Annotated in this window: 20 protein-coding genes; 11 read left to right on the forward strand and 9 right to left on the reverse strand. The window is 31.4% G+C overall.

Annotated features, from left to right (window positions below; all coding sequences use genetic code 11):
• Positions 1-56: 56 nt before the first annotated feature.
• The 4 genes from B8T70_RS05750 to B8T70_RS05765 all read left to right on the forward strand — a co-directional run bounded on the left by B8T70_RS05750 (position 57) and on the right by B8T70_RS05765 (position 5,039).
• Positions 57-635: a non-canonical purine NTP diphosphatase gene (locus tag B8T70_RS05750; RefSeq protein ID WP_086894225.1), complete on the forward strand. Its 579-nt coding sequence runs from the start codon at positions 57-59 to the stop codon at positions 633-635.
• Positions 636-839: 204 nt separating this feature from the next.
• A complete protein-coding gene (locus tag B8T70_RS05755; RefSeq protein WP_039112599.1) occupies positions 840-2,738 on the forward strand; it encodes a DEAD/DEAH box helicase in 1,899 nt (632 codons plus the stop codon).
• An 88-nt stretch (positions 2,739-2,826) separates the two neighbouring features.
• Positions 2,827-3,594, forward strand: coding sequence for a carboxypeptidase-like regulatory domain-containing protein (locus tag B8T70_RS05760; RefSeq protein ID WP_086894226.1), 768 nt, complete (start codon positions 2,827-2,829; stop codon positions 3,592-3,594).
• A gap of 134 nt (positions 3,595-3,728) precedes the next feature.
• On the forward strand, positions 3,729-5,039 hold the full coding sequence (locus B8T70_RS05765) for a DUF389 domain-containing protein (RefSeq protein ID WP_086894227.1): 1,311 nt from the start codon (positions 3,729-3,731) through the stop codon (positions 5,037-5,039).
• Between the two features lie 305 nt (positions 5,040-5,344).
• On the opposite strand, the gene B8T70_RS05775 is transcribed toward B8T70_RS05765, so the two are convergent.
• Complete coding sequence (locus tag B8T70_RS05775; RefSeq protein ID WP_086894229.1) at positions 5,345-6,805, reverse strand: aminoacyl-histidine dipeptidase; 1,461 nt, start codon at positions 6,803-6,805, stop codon at positions 5,345-5,347.
• Between the two features lie 111 nt (positions 6,806-6,916).
• On the opposite strand from B8T70_RS05775, the gene B8T70_RS05780 reads away from it, so the two are divergent.
• Positions 6,917-7,978: a DUF3810 domain-containing protein gene (locus B8T70_RS05780; RefSeq protein ID WP_039112593.1), complete on the forward strand. Its 1,062-nt coding sequence runs from the start codon at positions 6,917-6,919 to the stop codon at positions 7,976-7,978.
• On the opposite strand, the gene B8T70_RS05785 is transcribed toward B8T70_RS05780, so the two are convergent.
• The 4 genes from B8T70_RS05785 to B8T70_RS05800 form a co-directional block, all read right to left on the reverse strand.
• Positions 7,973-8,563, reverse strand: a complete 591-nt coding sequence (locus tag B8T70_RS05785) for an NAD(P)H-dependent oxidoreductase (protein ID WP_039112592.1) — start codon at positions 8,561-8,563, stop codon at positions 7,973-7,975. The genes B8T70_RS05780 and B8T70_RS05785 overlap by 6 nt on opposite strands.
• Before the next feature lie 10 nt (positions 8,564-8,573).
• A complete protein-coding gene (locus B8T70_RS05790; protein ID WP_086894230.1) occupies positions 8,574-10,130 on the reverse strand; it encodes an FAD-dependent monooxygenase in 1,557 nt (518 codons plus the stop codon).
• 12 nt (positions 10,131-10,142) lie between these two features.
• A complete protein-coding gene (locus B8T70_RS05795; RefSeq protein WP_086894231.1) occupies positions 10,143-11,357 on the reverse strand; it encodes a 3-oxoacyl-[acyl-carrier-protein] synthase III C-terminal domain-containing protein in 1,215 nt (404 codons plus the stop codon).
• A gap of 121 nt (positions 11,358-11,478) precedes the next feature.
• Positions 11,479-12,042 carry a Crp/Fnr family transcriptional regulator gene (locus B8T70_RS05800; RefSeq protein WP_039112591.1) on the reverse strand — a complete coding sequence of 188 codons (564 nt, stop codon included), beginning with the start codon at positions 12,040-12,042 and terminating at the stop codon, positions 11,479-11,481.
• Between the two features lie 481 nt (positions 12,043-12,523).
• Here B8T70_RS05800 and B8T70_RS05805 point away from each other — a divergent pair, with 481 nt between their 5' ends.
• Both B8T70_RS05805 and B8T70_RS05810 read left to right on the forward strand, forming a co-directional pair.
• Entirely contained in the window at positions 12,524-13,018 is a 495-nt protein-coding gene (locus B8T70_RS05805; protein ID WP_035623144.1) for an RNA polymerase sigma factor, read from the forward strand.
• A 7-nt stretch (positions 13,019-13,025) separates the two neighbouring features.
• Positions 13,026-13,655, forward strand: a complete 630-nt coding sequence (locus B8T70_RS05810) for a hypothetical protein (RefSeq protein WP_039112590.1) — start codon at positions 13,026-13,028, stop codon at positions 13,653-13,655.
• A 133-nt stretch (positions 13,656-13,788) separates the two neighbouring features.
• Here the strand turns inward: B8T70_RS05810 and B8T70_RS05815 are convergent, their stop codons facing one another.
• Positions 13,789-14,598 (reverse strand): 1-acyl-sn-glycerol-3-phosphate acyltransferase, encoded by an 810-nt coding sequence (locus B8T70_RS05815; protein WP_039112589.1) that lies wholly within the window; start codon positions 14,596-14,598, stop codon positions 13,789-13,791.
• Between the two features lie 231 nt (positions 14,599-14,829).
• The gene (locus B8T70_RS05820) at positions 14,830-15,477 is read right to left on the reverse strand and encodes a CoA pyrophosphatase (RefSeq protein ID WP_086894232.1); all 648 of its coding nucleotides are present in this window, start codon (positions 15,475-15,477) and stop codon (positions 14,830-14,832) included.
• Between the two features lie 92 nt (positions 15,478-15,569).
• Here B8T70_RS05820 and B8T70_RS05825 point away from each other — a divergent pair, with 92 nt between their 5' ends.
• The 4 genes from B8T70_RS05825 to B8T70_RS05840 all read left to right on the forward strand — a co-directional run bounded on the left by B8T70_RS05825 (position 15,570) and on the right by B8T70_RS05840 (position 23,442).
• The gene (locus tag B8T70_RS05825) at positions 15,570-16,004 is read left to right on the forward strand and encodes a DUF4268 domain-containing protein (RefSeq protein WP_039112587.1); all 435 of its coding nucleotides are present in this window, start codon (positions 15,570-15,572) and stop codon (positions 16,002-16,004) included.
• Positions 16,005-16,308: 304 nt separating this feature from the next.
• Positions 16,309-19,563, forward strand: coding sequence for a toxin-antitoxin system YwqK family antitoxin (locus tag B8T70_RS05830; protein WP_086894233.1), 3,255 nt, complete (start codon positions 16,309-16,311; stop codon positions 19,561-19,563).
• Entirely contained in the window at positions 19,538-21,472 is a 1,935-nt protein-coding gene (locus B8T70_RS05835) for a DUF3857 domain-containing protein (RefSeq protein ID WP_086894234.1), read from the forward strand. Before B8T70_RS05830 ends, B8T70_RS05835 begins: the two co-directional genes overlap by 26 nt.
• Positions 21,472-23,442: a DUF3857 domain-containing protein gene (locus B8T70_RS05840; RefSeq protein WP_039112583.1), complete on the forward strand. Its 1,971-nt coding sequence runs from the start codon at positions 21,472-21,474 to the stop codon at positions 23,440-23,442. Before B8T70_RS05835 ends, B8T70_RS05840 begins: the two co-directional genes overlap by 1 nt.
• Before the next feature lie 211 nt (positions 23,443-23,653).
• Here the strand turns inward: B8T70_RS05840 and B8T70_RS05845 are convergent, their stop codons facing one another.
• Both B8T70_RS05845 and B8T70_RS05850 read right to left on the reverse strand, forming a co-directional pair.
• On the reverse strand, positions 23,654-24,064 hold the full coding sequence (locus tag B8T70_RS05845) for a hypothetical protein (RefSeq protein WP_039112582.1): 411 nt from the start codon (positions 24,062-24,064) through the stop codon (positions 23,654-23,656).
• A 4-nt stretch (positions 24,065-24,068) separates the two neighbouring features.
• Positions 24,069-25,013, reverse strand: a complete 945-nt coding sequence (locus B8T70_RS05850) for a nitronate monooxygenase family protein (RefSeq protein ID WP_086894235.1) — start codon at positions 25,011-25,013, stop codon at positions 24,069-24,071.
• Positions 25,014-25,017: the final 4 nt, after the last annotated feature.

Genomic DNA, 25,017 nt, shown 5'->3' on the forward strand with positions numbered 1-25,017 from the left:
CCATGAAAACTTTGTAACTTTGTATGAACATCTTTTTAATTACACACCTATATATAATGGATCTCGTTTTTGCTTCGAACAATAAAAATAAAATTCTGGAAATACAAAGTATACTCGACGGTAGTATAAAAATATTAAGTTTGGAAGACATTGGTTGTCACGAAGACATTCCAGAAACTGCTGATACTATTGAAGGTAATGCTATTCTTAAAGCCGATTACGTAACCAAAAAATATAGTTACGATTGTTTTGCCGATGATACAGGACTTGAAATAAGTGCTTTAAATGGAGAACCTGGAGTATATTCAGCCAGATATGCAGGAGAACAACGCAACTCTGATGATAATATGAATAAAGTTTTAAACGGGCTTAATAATGTTTCTAACCGAAAAGCTCATTTTAAAACTGTAATTGCATTAAATTTAAACGGAAAGCAACACCTATTTACAGGTATTGCTGATGGAAGTATTACTCAGGATAAAAAAGGAGATCAAGGCTTTGGCTATGACCCGATTTTTCAACCTGAAGGCTATGAAGAAACTTTTGCTGAATTACCTTTAACTGTTAAAAATAAAATTAGTCATCGCGGAAAAGCAACCCAACAACTTATTGATTTTCTGAACCTCGTTCAATAATTGTTTAGAATGCAACATTTTACATCCAAAATTTTAAATTTCTAGACGTTTTTTTGCTGCAATTTCATAAAAAACGATGATAAAATACTTAATCAAAAACATAACCGTTTGATAATCAAATCATAATAAATATACAATTCTTAAAATAGCATTAGTTTATCTGAATAATTAACAGTAATTTTGCACCCTATTTTAAAAATACATATGAATAAATTTGAACAATTAGGATTGAGTGAATCGTTACTGAAGGCGATTTTAGATCTAGGATTTGAAAATCCGACTGAAGTACAGGAGAAAGCGATTCCCCTATTATTGGAAAAAGACACAGATATGGTTGCGTTGGCTCAGACAGGGACAGGGAAAACGGCAGCTTTTGGTTTTCCGCTAATTCAAAAAATTGATGCCAACAACAGAAATACACAAGCATTAATTTTATCTCCAACCCGCGAGCTTTGTTTGCAGATTACTAACGAAATTAAAAACTACTCTAAATACGAAAAAGGTATTAATGTAGTAGCAGTTTACGGTGGTGCAAGTATAACAGAACAAGCTAGAGACATAAAAAGAGGAGCACAAATTATTGTGGCTACTCCAGGTAGAATGCAAGATATGATTAACAGAGGATTGGTAAACATTTCTCAAATCAACTATTGTGTTCTTGATGAGGCTGACGAAATGTTGAACATGGGATTCTACGAAGATATCGTAAACATCTTATCTACATCTCCAGACGAAAAAAGCACATGGTTGTTCTCTGCAACTATGCCACAAGAAGTTGCTAGAATTGCAAAACAATTCATGCACGAGCCATTAGAAATTACTGTTGGAGCTAAAAACTCAGGTTCTTCAACTGTATCTCACGAATTTTACCTAGTAAATGCACGTGATCGTTACGAGGCTTTGAAACGTTTAGCTGATGCTAATCCAGACATTTTCTCTGTAGTTTTCTGTCGTACTAAAAGAGATACTCAGGCTGTTGCTGAAAAATTAATCGAAGATGGATACAGCGCTGCTGCATTGCACGGAGATTTATCTCAGGCGCAACGTGATGGTGTAATGAAATCTTTCCGTGGAAGACAAATTCAGATGCTTGTAGCTACTGACGTTGCTGCACGTGGTATTGATGTTGATAGTATTACTCACGTTGTAAACTACCAATTACCTGACGAAATCGAAACTTACAATCACCGTTCTGGACGTACTGGTAGAGCTGGAAAATTAGGAACTTCTATCGTAATTGTTACCAAAAGTGAATTACGTAAGATCTCTTCTATCGAAAGAATTATCAAACAAAAGTTTGAAGAAAAAACTATTCCTTCTGGAATCGAAATTTGCGAAATCCAATTATTACACTTAGCAAACAAGATTAAAGATACTGAGGTTGATCACGAAATTGACAACTATCTTCCTGCTATTAACAATGTTTTAGAAGGATTATCTAAAGAAGAATTAATCAAGAAAATGGTTTCTGTTGAATTTAACCGTTTTATTGCTTATTACAAAAAGAACAGAGATATCTCTAATCAATCATCTGGTTCTGAAAGACGTGATGATAGAGATGGTGCTGCAAGACCTAATAACAATGGTGGTGCAACAAGATATTTCGTAAACATTGGATCAAGAGATAATTTTGATTGGATGTCATTAAAAGATTACTTGAAAGAAACATTAGACTTAGGTCGTGATGACGTTTTCAAGGTAGATGTAAAAGAAGGTTTCTCTTTCTTTAACACAGATCCTGAACACACTGACAAAGTAATGGAAGTATTAAACAACGTACAATTAGAAGGACGTCGTATTAATGTTGAAATTTCTAAAAATGACGGTGGTGGAAGACGTGACCATAACGGAAGAAGTTCTGGTGGTGGTTTTGGTGGCGGAAGAAGTTCTGCTCCAAGAAGAGAAGGTTCTGGTGGCGGATTTAGAAGCGACAGAAATTCTGCTCCAAGAGAAGGTGGTTTTAGAAGCGACAGAAACTCAGCTCCAAGAGAAGGTGGTTTCAGAAGCTCGGCTCCAAGAAGCGAAGGTGGTTCTGATAGAGCTCCAAGACGTTCTGAAAGCTTTGGTGATTCATCAAGACCAAGAAGACCAAGAAGAGATTAATACTCTTTGTTAATTTTCTTATAATTATACTTGAAGACTACAAAATATTTAATCCTGATTTACTACTTTTAAAGTTTTAAATCAGTTTATGAAATATTTTGTAGTTTTCTTATTTTTAGTACTTTCCACGACCACGTTTTCTCAAGACATTGAGCATTCTCAACGAGTATCTGGTTACATTGTTAACGACAACACAAAACTTCCTCTATCTAGCGTAAACATCATTAACCTTAATAAGGTAAGAGGTGCTACATCTGATGCTAAAGGATATTTTGAAATTGATGTACAACCAAATGATACCTTACACTTCTCTATTTTAGGATTCCAATCCTTAAGAATTCGTGTTACGAATGACTGGATAAAAAACAAAGTCACAAAAATTCAGCTTACTGAAAAAGCAATTGCCCTTGAAGAGGTAATTATACGCCCTTTTAACCTAACTGGTTATCTGGAAGTTGACTCTAAACTGATTCCTGCAAAAGAAAATTATCGATATAGTATTTCGGGTTTAACCCAAGGATATGAAGCTGGAGAATATTCGCCAAATGCTTTTGGTAAAGTATTAGGATCCATCTTTAATCCGACAGATGTACTTTATAACTTTTTCGGAAAAAACCCCAAGGAGCTCAAGAAACTCAAGGAAATGAAAAAAGACGATACAGTGCGTAACTTATTAGAATCTAAATTTGACAGGGAAACCGTAGCTGTACTTCTTGGAGTAAGCAAAGATGAAATTCCTGAGATTTTAAAACGTTGCAACTACTCTGATTCTTTTATACAATCGGCAAATGACTTACAAATAATGGATGCCATAAGCGGTTGCTACGAGCAATATAAAATACTTAAACGTAATTAAAATTACTTTAAATAATAAAAAGTAAATCCTCTCTACCAAAAGTAGTTGAGGATTTTTTTTTGCGTCAGCATTATGCATCATAGCTATTTCAATATAAAATTCGTACTTTAACTGTAAATAAAACCTCTATTACAATGAAACGAAGAATAAACAAAGTCTTGGATTTTATAGACCTTCACAAAGGAGAAGAAGACAAAAAGAAGGTAATCGAAAATATTACCGGTGCCATTTCTTTTAGAGGTTCTAATTTATGGATATTAGCATGTGCGATACTTATTGCGTCTGTTGGTCTGAACGTAAATTCTACTGCTGTAATTATAGGTGCCATGCTAATATCACCTTTAATGGGGCCTATTGTTGGAGCAGGTTTTGGTTTAGGCATGTACGACTTCGAATTGGTCAAAAAATCCATTAAGAACCTTCTTATCGCTACATTTGTAAGCTTAGCTATATCGACTAGCTATTTTTATGTAAGTCCCTTTAAAGAAGCTCAATCTGAGCTTTTAGCAAGAACATCACCAAACATATATGATATTCTAATTGCCTTTTTTGGGGGATTAGTTGGTGTAATTGCAGTAACCAGAGTCGAAAAAGGAAATCCTATTCCTGGTGTAGCCATTGCCACAGCATTAATGCCTCCTTTATGTACCGCTGGATACGGATTAGCTCTTGGGAACATTAGCTATTTTTTTGGTGCTATGTATTTATACACTATAAACTGTGTGTTTATTTGTATTGCCACTTTTGTGATTGTAAAATTTCTAGAATATCCTGTTGCAGAACAACTGGATTTAAAACGCGAGAGACAAGTAAAATACGGAATTTCAATTCTTATAATGCTTATGATTTTGCCTAGTATTTATTTTGCTTATCAGCTTTTTGTTGAAAAAAGTTACACTCAAAGAACCGAAATTTTCATTAAAAAAGAATTTACCGACCATGATTACCCAATAATATATGAGAAAATAGAATATAATTCGAAACCTAAGAAAATAAAACTTGCCTTTTTATCTAAAAAATTCAACCATCAGGAAATTGTTGATTTGAATAAAAAATTGGTCGAATACAACCTACTTAATACGCAACTGATAATTCAGCAAGATACTTTTAATCTAAGCAATGATGTTCTTAAAAGAATAAACTCTAGTAAGGATTTAGTAGATAAAAAAGACATTCTCATTAATAGTTTACGAGAACAACTATCCGAATATCAATTTAACAATGAGCAAATTACAAACGAATCAAAAGCATTATTCCCTTATATATCGGCATTAGCCATTGGAAATTACTCTTATAAAGATGGACAAACTACTAAAATAATCCCAATAGTTTTATATCAAAGCAAGAAAGAGTTAGACCATGAAATGGATAAAAGATTAAAATCGTGGCTCAAAATTCGACTAGCAAAAGATTCGATAGAAGTGTATAAACAGGCATCTAAATAAGAAATAGCATCTGAAATTATTTTAACAAAAAAGGTTTTACTCTTTACAAGTATAAACATCTGAAAAATAGTCACTATATTTACTTATATATAAAAAGAAATTAACTAAACTTAAATATCATGGCAAAGAGTCAAGACGCTAAAAAAACAGCAAAAAAAGAACCTCTTAAAACTGCAAAAGAAAAAAAAGAGGAAAAGAGAGAAAAGAAAAATAGTCCTAAAAGAGACTAATTTTTAGTAATCAGTCGCAGTTTTTAGTATACAGTTTTTTTAACTGAAAACCGAAAACTGCGACTGTGAACTTTATTACTTAACAGGAATATTTGATAGAATTTCTAATACAAATTTCCAATATTTTTGAGCAGATGAAATACTTGCTCTTTCGTCTGGCGAATGTGCTCCGTGAATTGTTGGACCGAAAGAAATCATATCCATATCTGGATAATTTGTTCCTAGAATTCCACACTCTAAACCAGCGTGACAAGCTACAACTTTTGGTTTCTCATTATTCTGTTTCTCGTAGATTCCAACTAAAACATCTAATATCTCAGAGTTTACATTTGGAGTCCAACCAGGATAACTTCCTGAAAGTTCTACTTCGCACCCTACTAGTTCAAAAGCAGAACGCAATGAATTTGCTAAATCAAATTTAGAAGTTTCAACAGAAGAACGTGTTAAACATCCTATAGAAATCTCCCCGTCTTTTACAATTACACGAGCAATATTGTTAGATGTTTCTACCAAATCGTCCATATCGGCACTCATTCTGTAAACTCCATTGTGAGCTGCATAAATAGCACGAATAATTCCTTCCTGAACACCTAAATCCATAACTTTTTTAGGTAAATCGCATTTTACGATTTCTATTGTAAGGTTTGGTTCAGTTGTTTTATATTCAGTTTTAATATCGTTGATGATTTCTTGCATATCAAAAATGTAAGCTTCATCAAACATTTCTGAAATGATCACTTTCGCAACACTTTCTCTCGGAATTGCATTACGTAAGCTCCCTCCATTGATTTCAACAACTTGCAATCCGAAATTTTCGAAAGCATCAAATAATAAACGATTCATTATTTTATTTGCATTTCCTAAACCTTTATTGATATCCATTCCTGAATGACCACCATTTAAACCTTTTACAGTAATAATATGCCCAACAGAACCTTCTGGAACTTCTTCTTCATTATAGGTTCTTGTAGCTGTTACATCAATTCCTCCTGCACAACCAATATCAATTTCGTCATCTTCTTCAGTATCTAAATTTAATAAAATCTGACCTTGAAGAATTCCTCCTTTTAAATTTAATGCACCAGTCATTCCTGTTTCTTCATCGATTGTAAACAATGCTTCGATTGCAGGATGCGGAATGTCTTTACTTTCTAAAATTGCCATTATTGTTGCAACTCCAAGTCCATTGTCTGCACCAAGTGTAGTTCCGCGAGCACGAACCCAATCCCCATCAACATACATATCAATTCCTTGTGTATCAAAATCAAAAACCGTATCGGCATTTTTTTGATGTACCATATCCAAGTGTCCTTGTAAAACAATTGCTTTACGGTTTTCCATTCCTGGAGTGGCTGGTTTACGGATAATTACATTGCGAATTTCATCCTCAAAAGTTTCTAATCCTAAACTAGTACCGAAGTTTTTCATGAACTCAATAACACGCTCTTCTTTTTTAGACGGACGAGGTACAGCATTCAAATCGGCAAACTTATTCCAAAGTGCTTTTGGTTCTAAATTTCTTATTTCTTGACTCATTTATGTTTTGTTTGAAGTTTAACATTTTCCAACTTCAAAGTTACAAAGTTTAAATTCTTTTTCGATACTAATTGATATTGTATTTATATTTACGTATCCAAAATTTACACTGTGAAACGAAAATATATCCTTCCTCTTTTTTTACTCCTACAAATCATCATCTTAAAGATTATTCCATTCTTTCCAGAGTTCATTGAAAAAAATTATAGTAACGGATTGTATTTAAAAATTGCTTCCTTTTCTAGAATTGTACTTGGCAGAATTCCTTTTTCGATAGGAGATTGTATTTATTTTATCTTGATTGTATTGTTTTTAAGATGGCTTTGGATAAAACGAAAATCATGGAAATTATTATGGAAAGATAACCTCCTGACTGTTTTAAGTTATCTGTCGGTATTTTATTTTTTATTTCATTTTCTATGGGCGTTTAATTATTACCGAGAGCCTTTATTTGAAAAAATGGGAATTCAAAAGGATTATTCTGATGCCGATTTATTGGCTTTTACCAAAAAACTAATTACGAAAACCAACACCATTCAATTACAAATAACCAAGAATGATAGCCTTAAAGTTGTGTTTCCTTATTCGCAAGAACAGGTTTTTAACATGAACTTAAACGGATATAATAATCTTGCTGCCGAACATCCTTATTTTACCTATTCACATTTAAGTGTCAAGAAATCATTATTTAGTTTACCGCTCACTTATATGGGTTTTGGTGGTTATTTAAACCCATTTACTAATGAGGCTCAAGTAAATAGTCTTGGTCCCATGTATAGTTTTCCAATGACTACAAATCATGAAATGGCACACCAGATGGGATATGCTAGCGAAAACGAATGCAATTTCATAGGCTTTCTGGCATCGATAAAAAATGACAATATCTATATTCAATATTCGGGTTATAGCTTGGCGTTGCGTTATTGCTTAGGGATTATTCAAGCAAAAGATGAAAAATTATCTAAACAGTTAGTAAAAACCGTTCATCCCGGAATTATAAAAAACTATAAAGAAAGTCAGGATTTCTGGAAACAATATGAGACTTTTATCGAAACTGGTTTCCATATTTTCTATGATAATTTCTTAAAAATAAATCAGCAAAAAGATGGCATGGAAAGCTACAGCAAATTTGTCGATTTAATGGTTAATTACTATAAAGGAAAAGAGCTATAACTTGGAGAACTTTTTTTCTAACTCATCCAACCAATTTTCACGTTTGCTTTGGCTCACCATTTTTACTCTATTATAACTAATCCATTTTCTATTTTTATAGCCTAATTTCCAAAATATGCCTCTCATAAATGCTTTTTGAATTGCATTTCCAAAAATCCAACGATAGATATATCTTGGCGTATTCATTGTTGTAATTACTGTAACTCCTTTTATATTATTTAATAGAGGCTTCATTCTTGTATTCTTATCATTTGCATAGTCATAAGCCAGTCCAGGAAAAATAACTTTATCGATAAAACCTTTCATTAAAGCTGGCATCAATTCCCACCAGATAGGGAATATAAAAACGAGATAATCCGCTTTTTCCAGTCGTTGCTGATAAGCTATAACTTGCCTGTCGCTAGGTTTTTTATCTCTAAACGATTTTAAATCTTCGGCTGTCATTACTGGATTAAATTGCTCATTATCCAGATGAATTAAATCCATAGAATGTTGCGCAGTTTTAAGGCCTTCTTGTACCGCATCGAGTAAAGCATTACAATAACTTCCTTTAAATGGGTGATTAAAGATGATTAAATAATTCATAGCTTTTTATTTAATTTGAACTAATTTTATTAATATAAGAATCAATGTTTCTGATAATCTCGTCATAATCCTTAACTTTTCCGATATCGAAAATGAATTTATCAGGTCTAATTACAACAAAATCTACTTTATTTTTAACCATCCATTTATTAAAAAAAACAGATTTAATCTCTATCGAGGAATCCGAAAAATCTTCTACAAGCGAAATGTATTTTAAAAAACCTGAAGGGTTAAAAGGGATTATTTTACAATCTGAACGAAATAACACAACCCAATGAAAACCACATAATTCATCAAAATATACTTTTCTCTGATTTTTTAAAATAACAAGCGGTTGAGGGATTCGCTTGCCTACCAAAGGATGCTTTAATTTTGAAAAATTTTTGACCTCTAAACCATAAAGATATTTTTCTATAAGTGCATCAATAGGTTTGCTGGGCAAAACATTCAGCAATCGTAAGAATCCATTCCTAAAAGATGCCAAAATAGGATTAGAATACTGAATAAATCCACCTAAAATAGAAGCCACTTTTATTATTTTTTCTACCTGTGGTGCTCTTTCCTTATAATACGAATCCAATAATTCATTTGTTTCTACATTAAAATTAGTACAAGCGCTAATAATCTTCCAGGATAAGTTTTTAGCATCTTTTATACCAGAACACATACCTTGTCCTAAAAAAGGTGGCATTTGATGTGCTGCATCACCTGCAAGAAAAACAGTGCCTGAACGCCATTCCTTAGCTACTAAAGTATGGAATACATATTTTTTCTTTCTAATAATTTCAAAATCATGAATAGGAAAATGAGATGCCAATCTTGGAATCATCGTATCTGCCAGCATTTCATCAGAAAATTTAGCATGTTTTTTAGAAATCATAAATTCCCACCTAAAATGATCTTTAACCCCATTTACATAGGTCATAGGTTGATTTGGATCACAATATTGTTTATGATCTTCGGAGAAAATCTTTTTTCCTGTATAATTCGTATCAACAACAAACCATTCTTTTTTAAATCCAAAATCATGAACAGCTATATTCATCTTTTTTCGAATGGCACTTCTACCTCCGTCGCATGCAATAAGAAATTTACCTTTTACATTTATAGATTCCTTTCTATTATTGGTTAATACCAAAGAAACTGTATCTTCCTTTTTATCTAAATCGCTCCAAGTTGTTTCTTTTAAAAATTCGACATTTGGATACTGCAAAAATCCGTTTCGCAAATGTTTCTCTATTTCAGGCTGCAAAATCCAACTACAATCAGGAATGTCTTCGGAAATACTTGAATTGGGTTGAAACTGAAAAAGTAGCTTATCTTTTTTTGAAACTAATGAATAATTTACAAAAGGCTTTATCGCATCTTTTTTCATTCCTTCATAAAGTCCTAATTCCTGAAAAATTCTAATTACGTCTTCATCAATGTGTACAGCTCTAGGATATTCGATAATATCCGCTCCCCTATCAAAGAGTAAAACCTTTAAATTTTGCTTACCAAAATAATTAGCAAATGTGGCTCCTGTGGGGCCACATCCTGCTATTATTACATCATATACTTCTTCCATATGATATTTAAATTATAATTTTTCGACTAACAAGGCTGTTGCTGTAAGTCCTGGCCCAAATGCCATTGCTACAATTTTTGTCCCTTGTTTTATTGTTGGATCATTTATAATTTCATTAAAAATATGAGGTACTGTTGCCGATGACATATTACCTTGGCGACGTAATATTTCGTAAGACCAGCGGGCTTGTTCTTTAAAAACTCCTATTTCGTCAACTACATAATCAATTATTTTAGGACCACCAGGATGAATTGCAAAATGCATATTGTATTTTTCTTCTTCAAGATTTATACCTGCTTTTTTACAAAGTACTGACAAAAATGATTTGATATTTTTACGAATAAAAACAGGAACTCGCTTAGAGAGTGTCATTATAAAATTAAACTCCCCTAAATCCCATGACATATCTTCTAAAGAATCGGGTATAATAACTTCATGCGAAGCCAAAACACGCAATCCTTTTTTCTCCTCTATACTATCATCACTCATGAAAGCCTCTTCTTCGAGTAAAGAATATCCAATGAATCCATCTGCAAAAAGGGAGCAAATCATAGTATTAGAGATAGAAAATTCAGTTAAATTAAGATGGGCAGACAATAGTTCTGTATGAATAACATCAACCCTTCCGTTACCAGGACTAGCGCTGATTAAACTGCTTGCTGTACGAATCGCCGGAAAAGCTCCATAACATCCCATTTGATAAGAATGTGTTACTTGGGCTGTTTCCCATTCTCTTTTTATAACAGCTTCTTGAGCTACACTAGGTGAGGCATAACCAGAACATGTAACATGCACGAGATTTTCTGGAGCAGTTACTGTTTTAGAATAAAACTCGTCAAAAACATAACTCATTTTTTCTTTAAACCATTGCATACGGTTCCCTATTTTAGGGATACACAAATCGCCAGACTCGTTCGTAAGACTATTAGGGTATTGATAATCTAAATGCGAAACACCATCCATTTCGTTTTCAATAAACTGGGCTACTTCTTCAAAAATTAAAATCTGTCTTTGACTAATGTTTTCGGGAGAAATAGAATACTTATCGACTTGATCGGAGACAAACTCAAAGCTGGTTGATACCTCGTCTTCTCCAGCAAGCGATAAAACAGATTGGTTTTGAAAATGATGGTAAAGAAATTTAGTGTATTCATTAAGTTTCCTTTGGTCAATTAATTTCCCTACAAGGATAGGCTGGAAATTAAATAGAATAATTTTTTTGTTCATTTTTTTTGGGGGGTTAGTTTTAAACAAATTTCAGTCAAATTTGTTTTTTAAAAATTAACAATTGTTAATTAAAAACGTACAAAAAAACCACCCTTAAAATATCTCAATTACATTGGAAACCTTATTTTTTACTTTTCCTCGCTCGAATCCGGCTTAAAGATACCGTAGTAATTCCTAAATAGGAAGCGATATATTGCAAAGGGACACGTTGCAATATATGTGATTTGTTTTTTAACAAATTTTGATATCGTTCTTCGGGTTTCTCTTTTATATAAGATAAAAAATGATGTATATAATTAATAAATCTATCCGAAGTAAAATCAAAAAATAGTTCTTTTAACGAAGGGTTTTCATCCATGATAATTTTCCAATGTTCCTTTCTAATTACCAAAACTGTCGTATTTTCTATAGTATCTAAGCTAAAAAAACTGGGAGTATCTTTTAAAAAACTCTCAAAGGAAGCAACAAAATCATTTTCAAAGAAAAACTGTATCGTTATTTCATTACCGTTATTGTTATTAGAAAGTCGCATACTTCCTTTTACTACAAAGTATAGCGTATTAGAAACATCTCCTTCTTTTAAAACGGTTCGCTTAGATGGCAAATTTATTTCTGACCAAAATTCTTTGTAATTAGCAATAATATCACCCAGCTCAGGATGAGTATTAGATATTCTAGTTAGCATTTATTATAAAATTAAGATTCAAATTACGTTGCTTACTAATACAGCATATTTTATGTTTATATTCAGATAATCAAATGTACTTGACAGTCAAAAAGAAACTATTAGTTGTTTCGCTAAATATTTTTCAAAGTTTTTAATTTACACCAATATAATGATGCTTTTATATTTGATACAGACTGAGTGTTCATTTTAGATTATTGAATTACTAAGTTTCTGAAACGCAAAATTATAACTATTCTTACAATTTATAAAGATATACGAAGACATAAATTGTTAATTTTGCCTTACATTCTTTTTCTTTTGTTAAAATAAAAATAAGAACCTTGAATTTATAAGCTAGTAATAATCTTATTATGGAAATATTCTTCTCATGATATAAACCGTGCAGCAATAATTCTATTATGAAGTATTAATATCAAAAAAATATAAAATAAAAAGATGTACTTTGTAACAAAATCAGTGTTCCTAACACTAATATATTATGAGCGATAATTTAGAACATTCATTTGTTGTGCAATTGCAGGCAAACCAGAATATAATCCACAAGATTTGTAGATTATATACTGCCAACCAAGATGCTCACAAAGATTTGTTTCAGGAAATTACGATTCAGCTATGGAAAGCATATCCAAAATTTAGGGGCGACAGCAAATTCTCTACCTGGACCTATCGTGTCGCGTTAAATACCGCTATTACTTTATATCGAAAAACGAAACGCTCGATAGCAACTGTAGAGTTTGAAAATCACCAACATTTTATAAAAGAAGTTGATTACAACTATGAGGAAGAAGAACAAATTAAGTTAATGTACAAAGCCGTTTACCAACTAAACGATATCGAAAAGGCATTGGTTTTTATGTATCTTGAAGATAAAGATTATCAGGAAATTGCCGAAACGTTGGGTATTAGTGAAGTGAATGCACGAGTGAAAATGAATAGAATTAAAGGGAAACTTAAAAAAATATTAAATCCTTAAAAAAATTATGAAAGAACTGGATTTACTAAAAAAAGATTGGAACAAAACCGCAGACACTTTTCATCAAGTATCTGAAGTTGAAATTTATAACATGATTCATAAAAAATCGTCTTCGATTGTGAAATGGATTTTAGTTATAAGTCTTCTAGAAATATTATTTTGGACAATATCAAATTTTGTATTTAGCATTGATGATTTTTTAAAACAAATCAATCATCCTGAATACATACTATATCTTGAAGTAATAACTTACTTTAATTATGTAGTAGTATTAATTTTTGTGTATTTTTTCTATAAAAACTACACAACAATTTCTACAACAAAATCTACAAAATTACTAATGAGTAGTATTTTAAAAACCCGAAAAACGGTTCAATACTACGTTTGGTACAACTTGGCAATGGCTGTTTTAAGTTCTGTTATAAGTTTCTTTATTGCTTTTTCAAGCCCAGAAATGAATTATCTTAAAGAAAAGATTGCTACCAACGCTACGGTAATGTTAATGGTAATAGGGATTTTACTATTAGTGACTCTTGGATTCCTAGGGCTTTTCTGGTGTTTTTACAGGCTTATATATGGTACGTTACTACGAAGATTGTACTCTAATTATAAAGAACTTAAAAAGATTGATTTGTAACAAAAAGCTTCAAAGTTGCAAAGACTCAAAGAAATAGCGTATTTGAGATTAATCAAGATATTATAAAACTAAAAAAGGGAGATGTAAAATATATTTTACATCTCCTTTTTACAAAAATCATTTATCTGGAAAACTAATAATCCCATCTACGCATTTGATTTAGTTCTTCCTGAACTTTTAGTTCTTCAGATGGAATAACTTTTAAAAATGAAGGATGTTGTTCGATAGCAAATTCTACTTTTTCAACAATTTCTTCTATAGTTTCATTATCATAATCAATAACAAGTGGCTCTTTGATAATAAATGATTGCAGAATTCCTTTCTTTTTCAATCGTAATCCTTTTTTGTCAAAAGAACGACGGAAACCATCTATCACAATCGGAACTACTATTGGTCGGTGTTCTTTAATAATATGTGCTGTACCTTTACGAACTGGCTTAAATGATTTGGTTGTTCCTTGCGGAAACGTAATTACCCAACCATCATTAAGTGCCATTTTAATATTTTCGGTATCATTTGGGTTTACTTCTCTTTTTTCGGTAACATCTACGCCTTTAGCACGCCAAGTACGCTCTACTGTAATTGCTCCTACATAAGATAAAATTCTTGGTAGCAACCCTGCTCTCATTGTTTCTTTGGCAGCAACGTAATAAATATTCATTTTAGGTTGCCATAGATAACCTACATTTTTTATATTATCCTCTCTCCCACTTAAACTTGCGTTAAAAACATGAAACATAGCCACAACATCGGCAAAATAAGTCTGATGATTGGATATAAAAAGAACATTTGTATCGGGTAAGCTTCTTATAATTTCTGAGCCATCAATTTGTAATTCATTAAAACCACGATAGCGTCTGTGCGTAACTGCTCCAAAAACTCGAATTAACCATTTTTTAATGAATAATATATGACCAAAAGGATTTCTTTTAAACAATCCCATAAATTTATGTGTTATTTTGAAAAATTAGAAGGACAAACTTACGAAATTTATTTTTGTCGTCCCAAGTAGAAACTAGTCTATCAATACAAATTGCAACTTATTTAATATCAGCATTAATACTGTCAATTATTAAAAATAAACGTCTCTTTATGTTAAATAATTGTATCTTAAAAAAATAAGACTTTCTATTACTTTTACCTAAGGCGTGAGCCTTTAAATACCATGCTAAAACTATTTGGTTACAAAATTCTCTTTTAAAAAATCTTTCAATTCACTTAATATCATAGCAGTAGCTCCCCAAACAATATGATTTTCTATCTTAAAAGCCGGAACCGAAATATTAGCCGCATACGAAGTTGATAAAATGGTATCAATAACTATTTCATCATCTAAAAAAACTAAAAGTGGCAACTCAATAATATCAGCGACCTCTCTAGAATCTGGATAAAAATGAATTTCCTCATTACAAACTCCAAGAAAAGGATGTACCATAAAGTTACTAGGCGGAATATACATAGGTGTAAAAGCCTTTAATACCTTAATTTTTTCAGGTGAAACTCCTACTTCTTCATATGTTTCCCTTAAAGCAGTTTGCTCATAATTTTCATCTTCGAGTTCATATTTCCCACCAGGAAAAGCTATTTGCGACGAGTGAACTCCATTATAGGCATTACGAACAATTAGTACCAAATGTGTTTTTCCGTTTTTGGGATAAAACAACATCATAACCGCAGCAATTCTTGGGTTCTTAGTATTCATATCCTGATTTATCAAGGACTCTACTCTTTCCAAAGGTGCCATTTTTAAGTGAGCATCAATAGCTGGAAGTTTTGCATGCGCAAAATTGGGAACAAAATGTAAAAAGTCTTGAAAATCCATAATCAAAGTCTATTTTTGTAGTCTCAAATAATATATAAATATACTTTAGAAAATGGTGTCTCACAAATTTTCTAGATCTTAAGCCAATAAAAATGTATAGTAAAGAAGAATCACAAAAATTAAAACGAGAATTCTGGGTTTCTTTCGCAGAAAAATATCCTCGGAAATGGGTGCTTTATGATACCAAAATAAAAGATTTTTCATTTAAATTTTATGTCGATAATAAAAAAGCACAAGTCTTAATAGATATCGAACATCGTAGTGATGAAAAACGAAATGCTTACTATGAAAAGCTAGAAGCCTTAAAAAATATTCTGGAAGAAGAATTTATTAAAGATCTAATTTTCGAAAAAGAATACACACTGGAAAGTGGAAAAACTATTAGCCGAATTTGGGTTGAAAAACTTGGAGTTGGTTTTAGCAATCGCAATTATTGGGATGCTATTTTTGATTTCTATTACGAGAAAATGAATGCACTGGAAATGTTTTATCTAGAGTACGATGAGTTTATTAAGGATATTGAATAGAGTCCAGAGTTTCGAAGGTTTTCCTGTAGAGATGCACAGCAATGCACCTAAAGGTTCAAAGGAACAAAGGTTCTATGAATTGTAGCAATATAATTTTATAAAAAGGAACAAACAAACCCGACAAGTTTTATAACTTATCGGGTTTGTTTTTTTAGTTACTAATTATTGCGATAAAAGCTAAAAATCAGTTTTGTTTAGCTTCAAAAACAACAAATTAATATCAGCAAAAAAACTCAAATTAAAACACTTAATTTCTTACAAACGTTAATAAAATTTTTATATTTGACAAAATTAAACCTAATCAATGAAAAAAATTTTACTCGCAATTATTTTAGTTTCATTTGCTAAAACTTATTCTCAAACAAATTACGCATTCGTTTATAATAATGATTCCATACTCAAAAAAGGAATCTCTCTACACGATGCAAAAAAATATGACGAAGCAATTAAGGAGTATGAAAAAATCAGTAAAACTGATCCTAAATTCTTTAATGCTCAATATGAAAAAGCGATTAGCCTTCGACAATCTGATAAAAAGCAAGAATTCAAATCCTTTATCGAAAGCTTATACACTAAAAATGTAATGCCCGAGTTCCCTGAACTTTACGCGGTTTATGCTAATTATTTGAGTGATGAAAAAGAATATGACAAATCAGAGAAAATTTTTAAAGAAGGAGAAAAGTACTTACCTAACTCTTCTTCATTTCTATATAATCTTGCAATTCTGTATGTTCGAAAAGGAGAAACACAAAAAAGTGTTGATATACTTGAACGTATAATTACAAATAATCCTAATCACCCTTCATCTCACTTTTTCTTGGGATCGATTGCATTAGAGAACGGAAAAATAACCGAAGGCACACTTGCTTTAATGAGCTACCTTATAATTGCTCCAACTGGCCCATATGCAGAAGCTGCTATTTTAAAATTAAATGCTAAATATGGTCAAAATTATCTTGACGAAAGCAAAGTTATTTTTTCTAAAACAGGAGATAATTTTGAAGAAATAGAAACTATACTTAGAAACCAATTGCCTTTAAAAAGTGCTTACAAAGTAAAGTCTAATATCGATGATGTTATAACACGCCAAGTTCAGGCTGTTGCCGAATATACATTAGAGCACAAAATGGGTGATGGTTTTTTTGAAACTATTTATATTCCGTGGGTAAAAACCATGATGGAAGAAAACCAATTTGAAGGATATTCATACTATATGTTAGTATCAATGGAAGAAAAATTAGGAAAAACATTAACCAAGAACGTAAAGAAAATCACCTCTTTTAATGAAAATTACATTAAAAAAAGCTTTTGGTCAAAATATGCTAAGAGAAACTTAGATATTTTTGGTAAACAAGAAGATGTAGTTATAACATTAGAAAACGGCAGACCTTATCTTATTGGTCCGCAAATAAATGGAAAATCAGAAGGAAAATATAAATACTTAAATAGTGATGGAAATCTTAAAGGAGAAATCAACTTTAAGAATAATTTATTAGATGGACATCAAAAATATTATGATGACAAAGGAAACCTAAGCGAAGAAAAATATTTTATAAATGGAAAGTTAGAAGGTACCAGAACAACATATTATAAAAATGGATCTATAGACTTAGTCGAAAATTATAAAGATGGTCTTTTAGATGGAATATGCACTTCTTATTATCCTAATGGAGGGAAAAATTGCGAGATAACTTTCACTGGTGGAAAACGTAACGGAAAGCTAATTTGTTTGTATCAAAACGGTGGAAAAAAATCTGAAACAGGATATGAAAACGGAAAATTAAACGGGAATTACTTAGAGTACAATGTAGCTGGTGATATAGTAGAGAGTGCAAATTATGTTAATGATGTAGTCGACGGAAAATCGGTTCAATACCATGATGGCAAAACAGTAAAAAATGAAGTTACCTATAAAAATGGTGTTGTACAGGAATCATACAAATCCTATTACAGTAATAAAACTCTAGAAAGAGAAAGTACTTTTTCAGCAGGTAAAATAGTAAAATTAAATGATTACTTCCCGAATGGTAAAAAATCAACTGAATTAACATACGACCAAAAAGGTCAATTAGAAGCATACAGTTATTTTGACATCAATGGTAATAAATATTATGATGAAAAATACAAATCTGGAGAATTAAAATACGGATTACAATATTCTGATAAAAATGCAAAACCTAAAGAAATAAGTCTGTCACAAAAACCTTTTGAAATTAAAACTTACGAAGGAAAAGTAGTAGTTTATGGTAATTATGAGAAAGGTAATAAAAATGGCGAATGGAATTATAACTATAGATCTGGCAACCCTAAATCTAAAGAGTTTTATTCCCGAGGTAAACTGCATGGTTTATATACTGCTTATAATCAGAATGGAAATATAGACAACATCCGAAATTATGCAAATGATACAATAAATGGAACTTTTGAAGTATACGAGGATAACAAATTAAACAGAACTTTCTATTATCAAAACAACACTCAAAACGGACCTTTTAAATCTTTTTATTCTGATGGAACTAAAAGTATTGAGGGCTATTTTATAAATGGAGATTTGAATTTCAAAAAATATAGCTATTCTCAAAATGGAGTAATCTCTATCATCGATAATTATGTTGATGGTTATTTGATTAGTAAAGAATACTATAATCAAAAAGGAATTAAAGAGAATGAAATTGATTATAAGAATAAAACAGGAAAATTTGTTTTATCACATAATAATGGTACAGTTATTCAGGATTACAACCTAAAAAATGGAGTATTTAACGGTGCTTACACATTAAAAGACAAACTAAATACTCCTATTACTACAGCCGAATATCTTAATGGCAAATTACATAATTCATACAAATCGTATAGCCCATCTGGTAGTATTTATACCGATAGTAATTATTATTCTGGAGATATAAATGGTATGAGTAAACAATACGATTTAGTGGGTAATTTAAGGCTTACCACCGAGTACACTTTTGGGGATGAAAACGGAAAAACCATTCGTTATTACCACAATAAAACTAAATTATCAGAATATAATGAACTCGACGGATTAACGGAAGGGGAATACATTTATTACAATCAAAAAGGGGAACCTATATTAGCTATTGGCTATACAAATAATCAGCCTATGTATTATACCCGAAAAAGTAAAACAGGCGAACTAAATGATAAAGTAATTATAGAGAACGAAACAGCTGAAGTTAGTTCTTATTACCCTAACGGAAAAGTTGCGATACAACTGAATCTTTTAAAAGGAAATCTAGACGGTAAATTAGTCATTTACAATATGGAGAGTAAACCTGAATATGAATCTATGTACAAAAACAGTATTCTAGACGGAGATCGTATTGAATATTACGCAAATGGCAAAATATATAAGAAAGAGCATTTTGTAAAAAATGACTTCGAAGGCATTCAGGAATATTTTAAAGAAGATGGAAAACCTTGGCTTAAGTCTGCTTATAAAAATGGTGAGTTACACGGGAACACATTAATTTATAAAGAAGGAAAGCTAGTATTAACAAAAAAATACGATTCAAATGAATTGGTCAATATTGCTAAATAAACACCTCTTATATATTGCTTTTTTTGCGTCTTTTGTATTAACGAGTTCTGCTCAGAAATCACTTAAGGACTATAAAATTTTGTATCCAGATTATAATGAACTCATTTTAAATGAGGTTCAGTCTTATGATATATCTATTAAAGATAAAAAACTAAAAATCATACAGGATAATCATTATGAATCAATGATTCTTAACCAAAATGGTATTCAAAACACCAAAGAATCATTTTCATATTCGGATTTAATAAAACTAAAAAGTTACGATGCATACACCATTATTAACGATAACGGAAAAGAGAAAAAAATAAAAGTAACGCAGACAAACGAAAAGCAATCGCAACAAAGTTCTGTGTTTTATAATGATGTTATGGAACGTCAGCTTACATTTCCAAATCTTGAAACGGGTGCAAAAAAAGTATATGATTATCAAACTGAATTTATAGATCCGTATTTACTACAAAGATTCATCTTTGGAAATAATTTACCTATTCAATATTCAAGCTTAGAAGTAAAAACGGATAAAAATATCTCGATAGATTTTAAGATTTTTAATGATCCTAAAAATACAATCGTATTTTCTAAAACAGAGAAAAAAGGAAAATGGATTTATAAATGGACATTAACCGATATAAAACCCGTAAAGTACGAAGACAATTCTCCAGGATATTTATATCTGGTTCCTCATATTGCATTTTATATAAAAGAGTATCAAATAGACAATAAACCAACAGAAGTATTAGGTACTACAAATCAATTATTTGGTTATTATAAAGGCTTTGTTAAAGATTTAAATAAAGACGATAATGCCGACTTAAAAGCGCTATCTCTCGAAATTACAAAAGATAAGAAAACAGATAGCGATAAAATAAAAAGCATCTTTTATTGGGTAAAAGAGAACATTAAATACATCGCTTTTGAAAACGGTTATGAAGGATTTATTCCTCGTGAAGCAACATTGGTTTTTCAAAGAAAATTTGGAGATTGTAAAGACATGGCAAGCATCATTTCGTGCATGGCAAAATATGCCAACGTAAGCAATGTAACCCTAGCCTGGATAGGGACACGAAGTATTCCCTATTCATACGATGATTTACCTACACCTGCTGTTGATAACCATATGATTGCTCTTTTTAAAAATAATGATGAATACATCTTTTTAGACGGTACCGACAAACAAACCCGATACGGAATCCCTACAGCATTCATACAAGGAAAAGAAGCGATGTTTGGCGAAAATGGCACCTATAAAATTATTAAAGTCCCAATAGTACCTGCCGAAAAAAATGAAATAAAAGAAACCGTAAACATCTCTATTGCAAAAAATAAATTAATAGGGTCAGGAAAAGTATCACGCACAGGTTATGACAGAAGCCATACGTTAATGCAAATTGGAGATGCAACAAATAAAGCCCGATTCGAAAGAATAAAAAGTCTTGTTATAAAAGGCAACAACAAGTTTAATCTGGAGGAATACACCGAGGAAAATGTAAATGACAGAGATAAAGCCTATATAATAAACTACAAATTCGATTTAGATAATTACATCGTAAAAGTAGATAATGAAGTCTATATCAATTTATTTCTGGATAAATATCTGGATAAAGCAGTTATAGACCAAAATCGAACTTTTCCTTATGAATTTGAATATCTAACGAAATTCAACACACAATATATTCTTGAAATTCCTAAAAATTATAAGATAAAATATCTTCCAAAAAACTTTGAATTAGACAACGATTATATAAAAGCAAATTTTACTTACACATTAAAAAACAATCTTTTATATCTAAATATCGAGTTAAGCCAGAAGAAATTATTACTTATCAATTCTGATTTTGCTGCTTGGAATGAAACGATAAAAAAACTAAAAACCAACTACAACGAGAACCTAATCTTATCTGAGAAATAATGAAAAAAGAACTATTAAGAACAATCTTAACCTTTATTGCAATTATAAACACTTCCGTTTTTTTTGCACAAGATTACAGTTTCAAAGACTATGATTGGAAAGAGAAAGAAACCACAATAGAAATTCCTAAACAATACAAAGACGAAAAAGAAGTAATTTTAAATCGTACCACCAAAATAGAAATTATTGTAGTGGGAAAAGCAGCTCAACAATACCGATTATTTCATGAAAAAATTTACATCAATTCTGATGAATCAATAGAAAGAAATAATAAAATCTATATCCCTTTTAATGAAGATGAAACCCTATTGCTTAATAAAGCCAGAGTAATTTTAAAAAATGGAAAAGTAATAACCTTAGACAAAGGAGATATTAAAGAAGAAGTTGATGCCGAAAAAGGATTAAAATATCATTATTTTGCTGTAAACGGACTTGAAAAAGGAGCAGTAATCGAGAAATTATACATCCTGCAAGAAACGCCAGAATTAGATGGTAAAACAATTAAAATGCAATCGCAATACCCTATTGCCGAGCTAAACTTTGAATTAATTTATCCAGTACACCTCGTTTTTAAAACTAAATCATATAATGGATTAAGTGAACCTGTTTTAGACGATAAAAAGTTTGAAAACAAAACGGTATTGAGCATAAACGATAAAAACATCATTGCTTTAAAAAATGACGAAGCATACTCAAATTGGGACGTACAATTAAGATTACTACGTTACAAACTAAACGCTAATAATTATAGCGGCTCAAAAAACATCAATAACTTTAAAGAATATGCTACAAGTTTATATGAACGCATCAATCCCGAATTAGATAAAAAACAACAAAAAGCAATAACAGAATTTTGTTCTAAAATACCTAAGTCAAATGACTTACAAGAACAAATCTGGAATATTGAAAACACCATTAAAAAAAGCATAGCTTACGATAAATATGTAAGCCAGAAAGAAACATTAACAGAGGTAATCAAAAGTAAGCAAGCCTGTAGTATCGATATTTTAAAATTATATGTTACCGTTTTAAAGAATTTTAATATCGAGAACAACGTCGTATTTACTTCAAACAGATACGAAATCCCTTTTGATAAAAATTTTGAGAGTTATGAAAACTTAAGCGAATTTTTATTCTATTTCCCTTCAATAAAAAAATATCTTACTCCAACAGAAATGGAATTCCGTATTCCGTTATTTCCCGCTTACTTAGCAAATAACAATGGTTTATTTATAAAAGAAAAAGTATTTGCAGGCGTAAAAATGGGAATTAGCGAGATTAATTTTATCGAAATTCCTGATGCTACAATCACACATGATTTCATGGACATTACTATAGATTTTACAAAAGATATAGAAAACCCATTAATAACAAGTAAATTTACTTACGGAGGTTATTCAGGACTAAATTTTCAGCCTATAAAAGATTTTGTTTCTGATGAACAATACCAAACCATGCTAAAAAGCATTGCCGAAAATTATACTTCGCAAACAGAATTCAAAACATTAACCACCGAAAATGATGGAACCGATTTTATAGGAAAAAAACCTTTTATAATTAATCTTACGTTCGATGGAAAAGAAATGATTCAGAAAGCGGGGGCAAATTACTTAGTATCCGCTGGAAAAACTATTGGTAAACAAATGGAGCTTTACCAGGAAAATAAAAGAATGTTACCTATAGAAATTGATTACCCACATTCCTACACAAGAAAAATTAAGCTTATACTCCCAAAAGGAGCTACTATAAAAAATCTGGAGAAATTTAATATGGATTTCAAGACACAGATAAACGGCAAAACCGAAGCTGGTTTTACAAGTAAATACACTAAGAACAATAACGAAGTTATAATCGAGAATAGTGAGTTCTACAATATCGTAAACTACCCCTTATCGAGCTTCGAGCAATACAAAGCAGTTATAAATGCAGCCGCAGATTTTAATAAAGTTGTAGTTATTATCTCAAAATAAACAAAAAACCCGACAGACTTTAAAATCTGTCGGGTTTTCTATTTAGTTTCTATTTCTTCCTTATTAGTCCGATATAGCGTTTACATTATCGTATCTTGAATAATTTGGGCGTGTCCCTTCGGGTCGGGCTGTTCGCTACAAGTCCTCGCACTTCCTTCGTCAGGCTGTGGGCTTTTCGCTGCCATCCTCACGCAAACACATTCTAATATAATTACATATTAAAAATATTATACACCACAATTCGGTCATTGTAATTTATATACAATTGCTTTCTGTTATCTTGCATTTTTCTGGTAATGATAGACAACTTAGCATCGTTTCCGCCTAAATCTTTACAAATAAAAGAATATACAATATCGGTATCATTCTCTTCTCTGGCTATATAATCAGAAATTTGAAATACTTGAACCTCTTGAGAGTTAACAACAATTCGGTTTTTATCAGTATCTAAAACAACCATAATATTAACCAATTCCAAGTCGGACCATTTGCCCCATTTCCCCTTTTCATTTTTCTGTAAAACACTATAACCAGAAGTCCTAAATTTGTAACTCTGACTATAGGTTTGTTGCAAACCAAGACCTAAAAAAAGTAATACTATATATATTTTTATGCGATTCATTTATCTAAAAATCTAAATTTAATGTTTGCTTACGTGCATTTTCAAAATCCGAAATCATCTCTTCAATAATTTCAGCAGCAGGTTTAATATCATGAATAAGTCCAGCTATTTGTCCGATTTCTAATTCTCCTTCTTCCAAATCACCTTCAAACATCCCACGTTTCGCTCTCGCTCTACCCAAAAGTTCGACAAGTTCTTCTTTAGTTGGACATTTTTCGTACAATGCCTGAACATCCTGATAAAATTTATTCTTAATTAATCGCACAGGAGCCAATTCTTTTAATGTCAATTGAGTATCACCTTCCTTAACCTTAACAATAGTTTGCTTAAAATTATCATGTGCCGATGATTCAGTCGAAGCCGCAAAACGACTACCAACCTGTACTCCATCAGCACCCAGAATCATTGCTGCAAGCATTCCTTTACCCGTTGCGATTCCTCCTGCTGCAATAAGCGGAATAGTAATTTTTTCGCGCACCATCGGGATTAATGTAAAAGTCGTTGTTTCATCACGACCATTATGTCCGCCAGCTTCAAAACCTTCGGCAACAATGGCATCAACACCTGCTTCTTGCGCTTTTAACGCAAAAATAGTACTACTTACCACATGCACAACCGTAATGCCATTTTCTTTTAAAAAAGATGTCCATGTTTTAGGATTTCCAGCCGATGTAAATACGATTTTTACCCCTTCATCAATAATGATTTTTATGATTTCGTCGATGTTAGGATAAAGCATCGGTACATTAACACCAAATGGTTTAGATGTTGCTTTTTTGCATTTCTGAATATGCTCACGCAATACTTCAGGATACATCGAGCCAGCACCAATTATTCCTAAACCACCTGCATTACTTACTGCACTAGCAAGTTTGTAGCCACTATTCCAAATCATTCCTGCCTGAATGATTGGATATTTTATATTAAAAAGAGTTGTAATCTTATTCATGTAA

The sequence above is a fragment of the Flavobacterium sp. AJR genome (assembly GCF_002156885.1).
In the GTDB taxonomy this organism is placed as follows: Bacteria; Bacteroidota; Bacteroidia; order Flavobacteriales; family Flavobacteriaceae; genus Flavobacterium.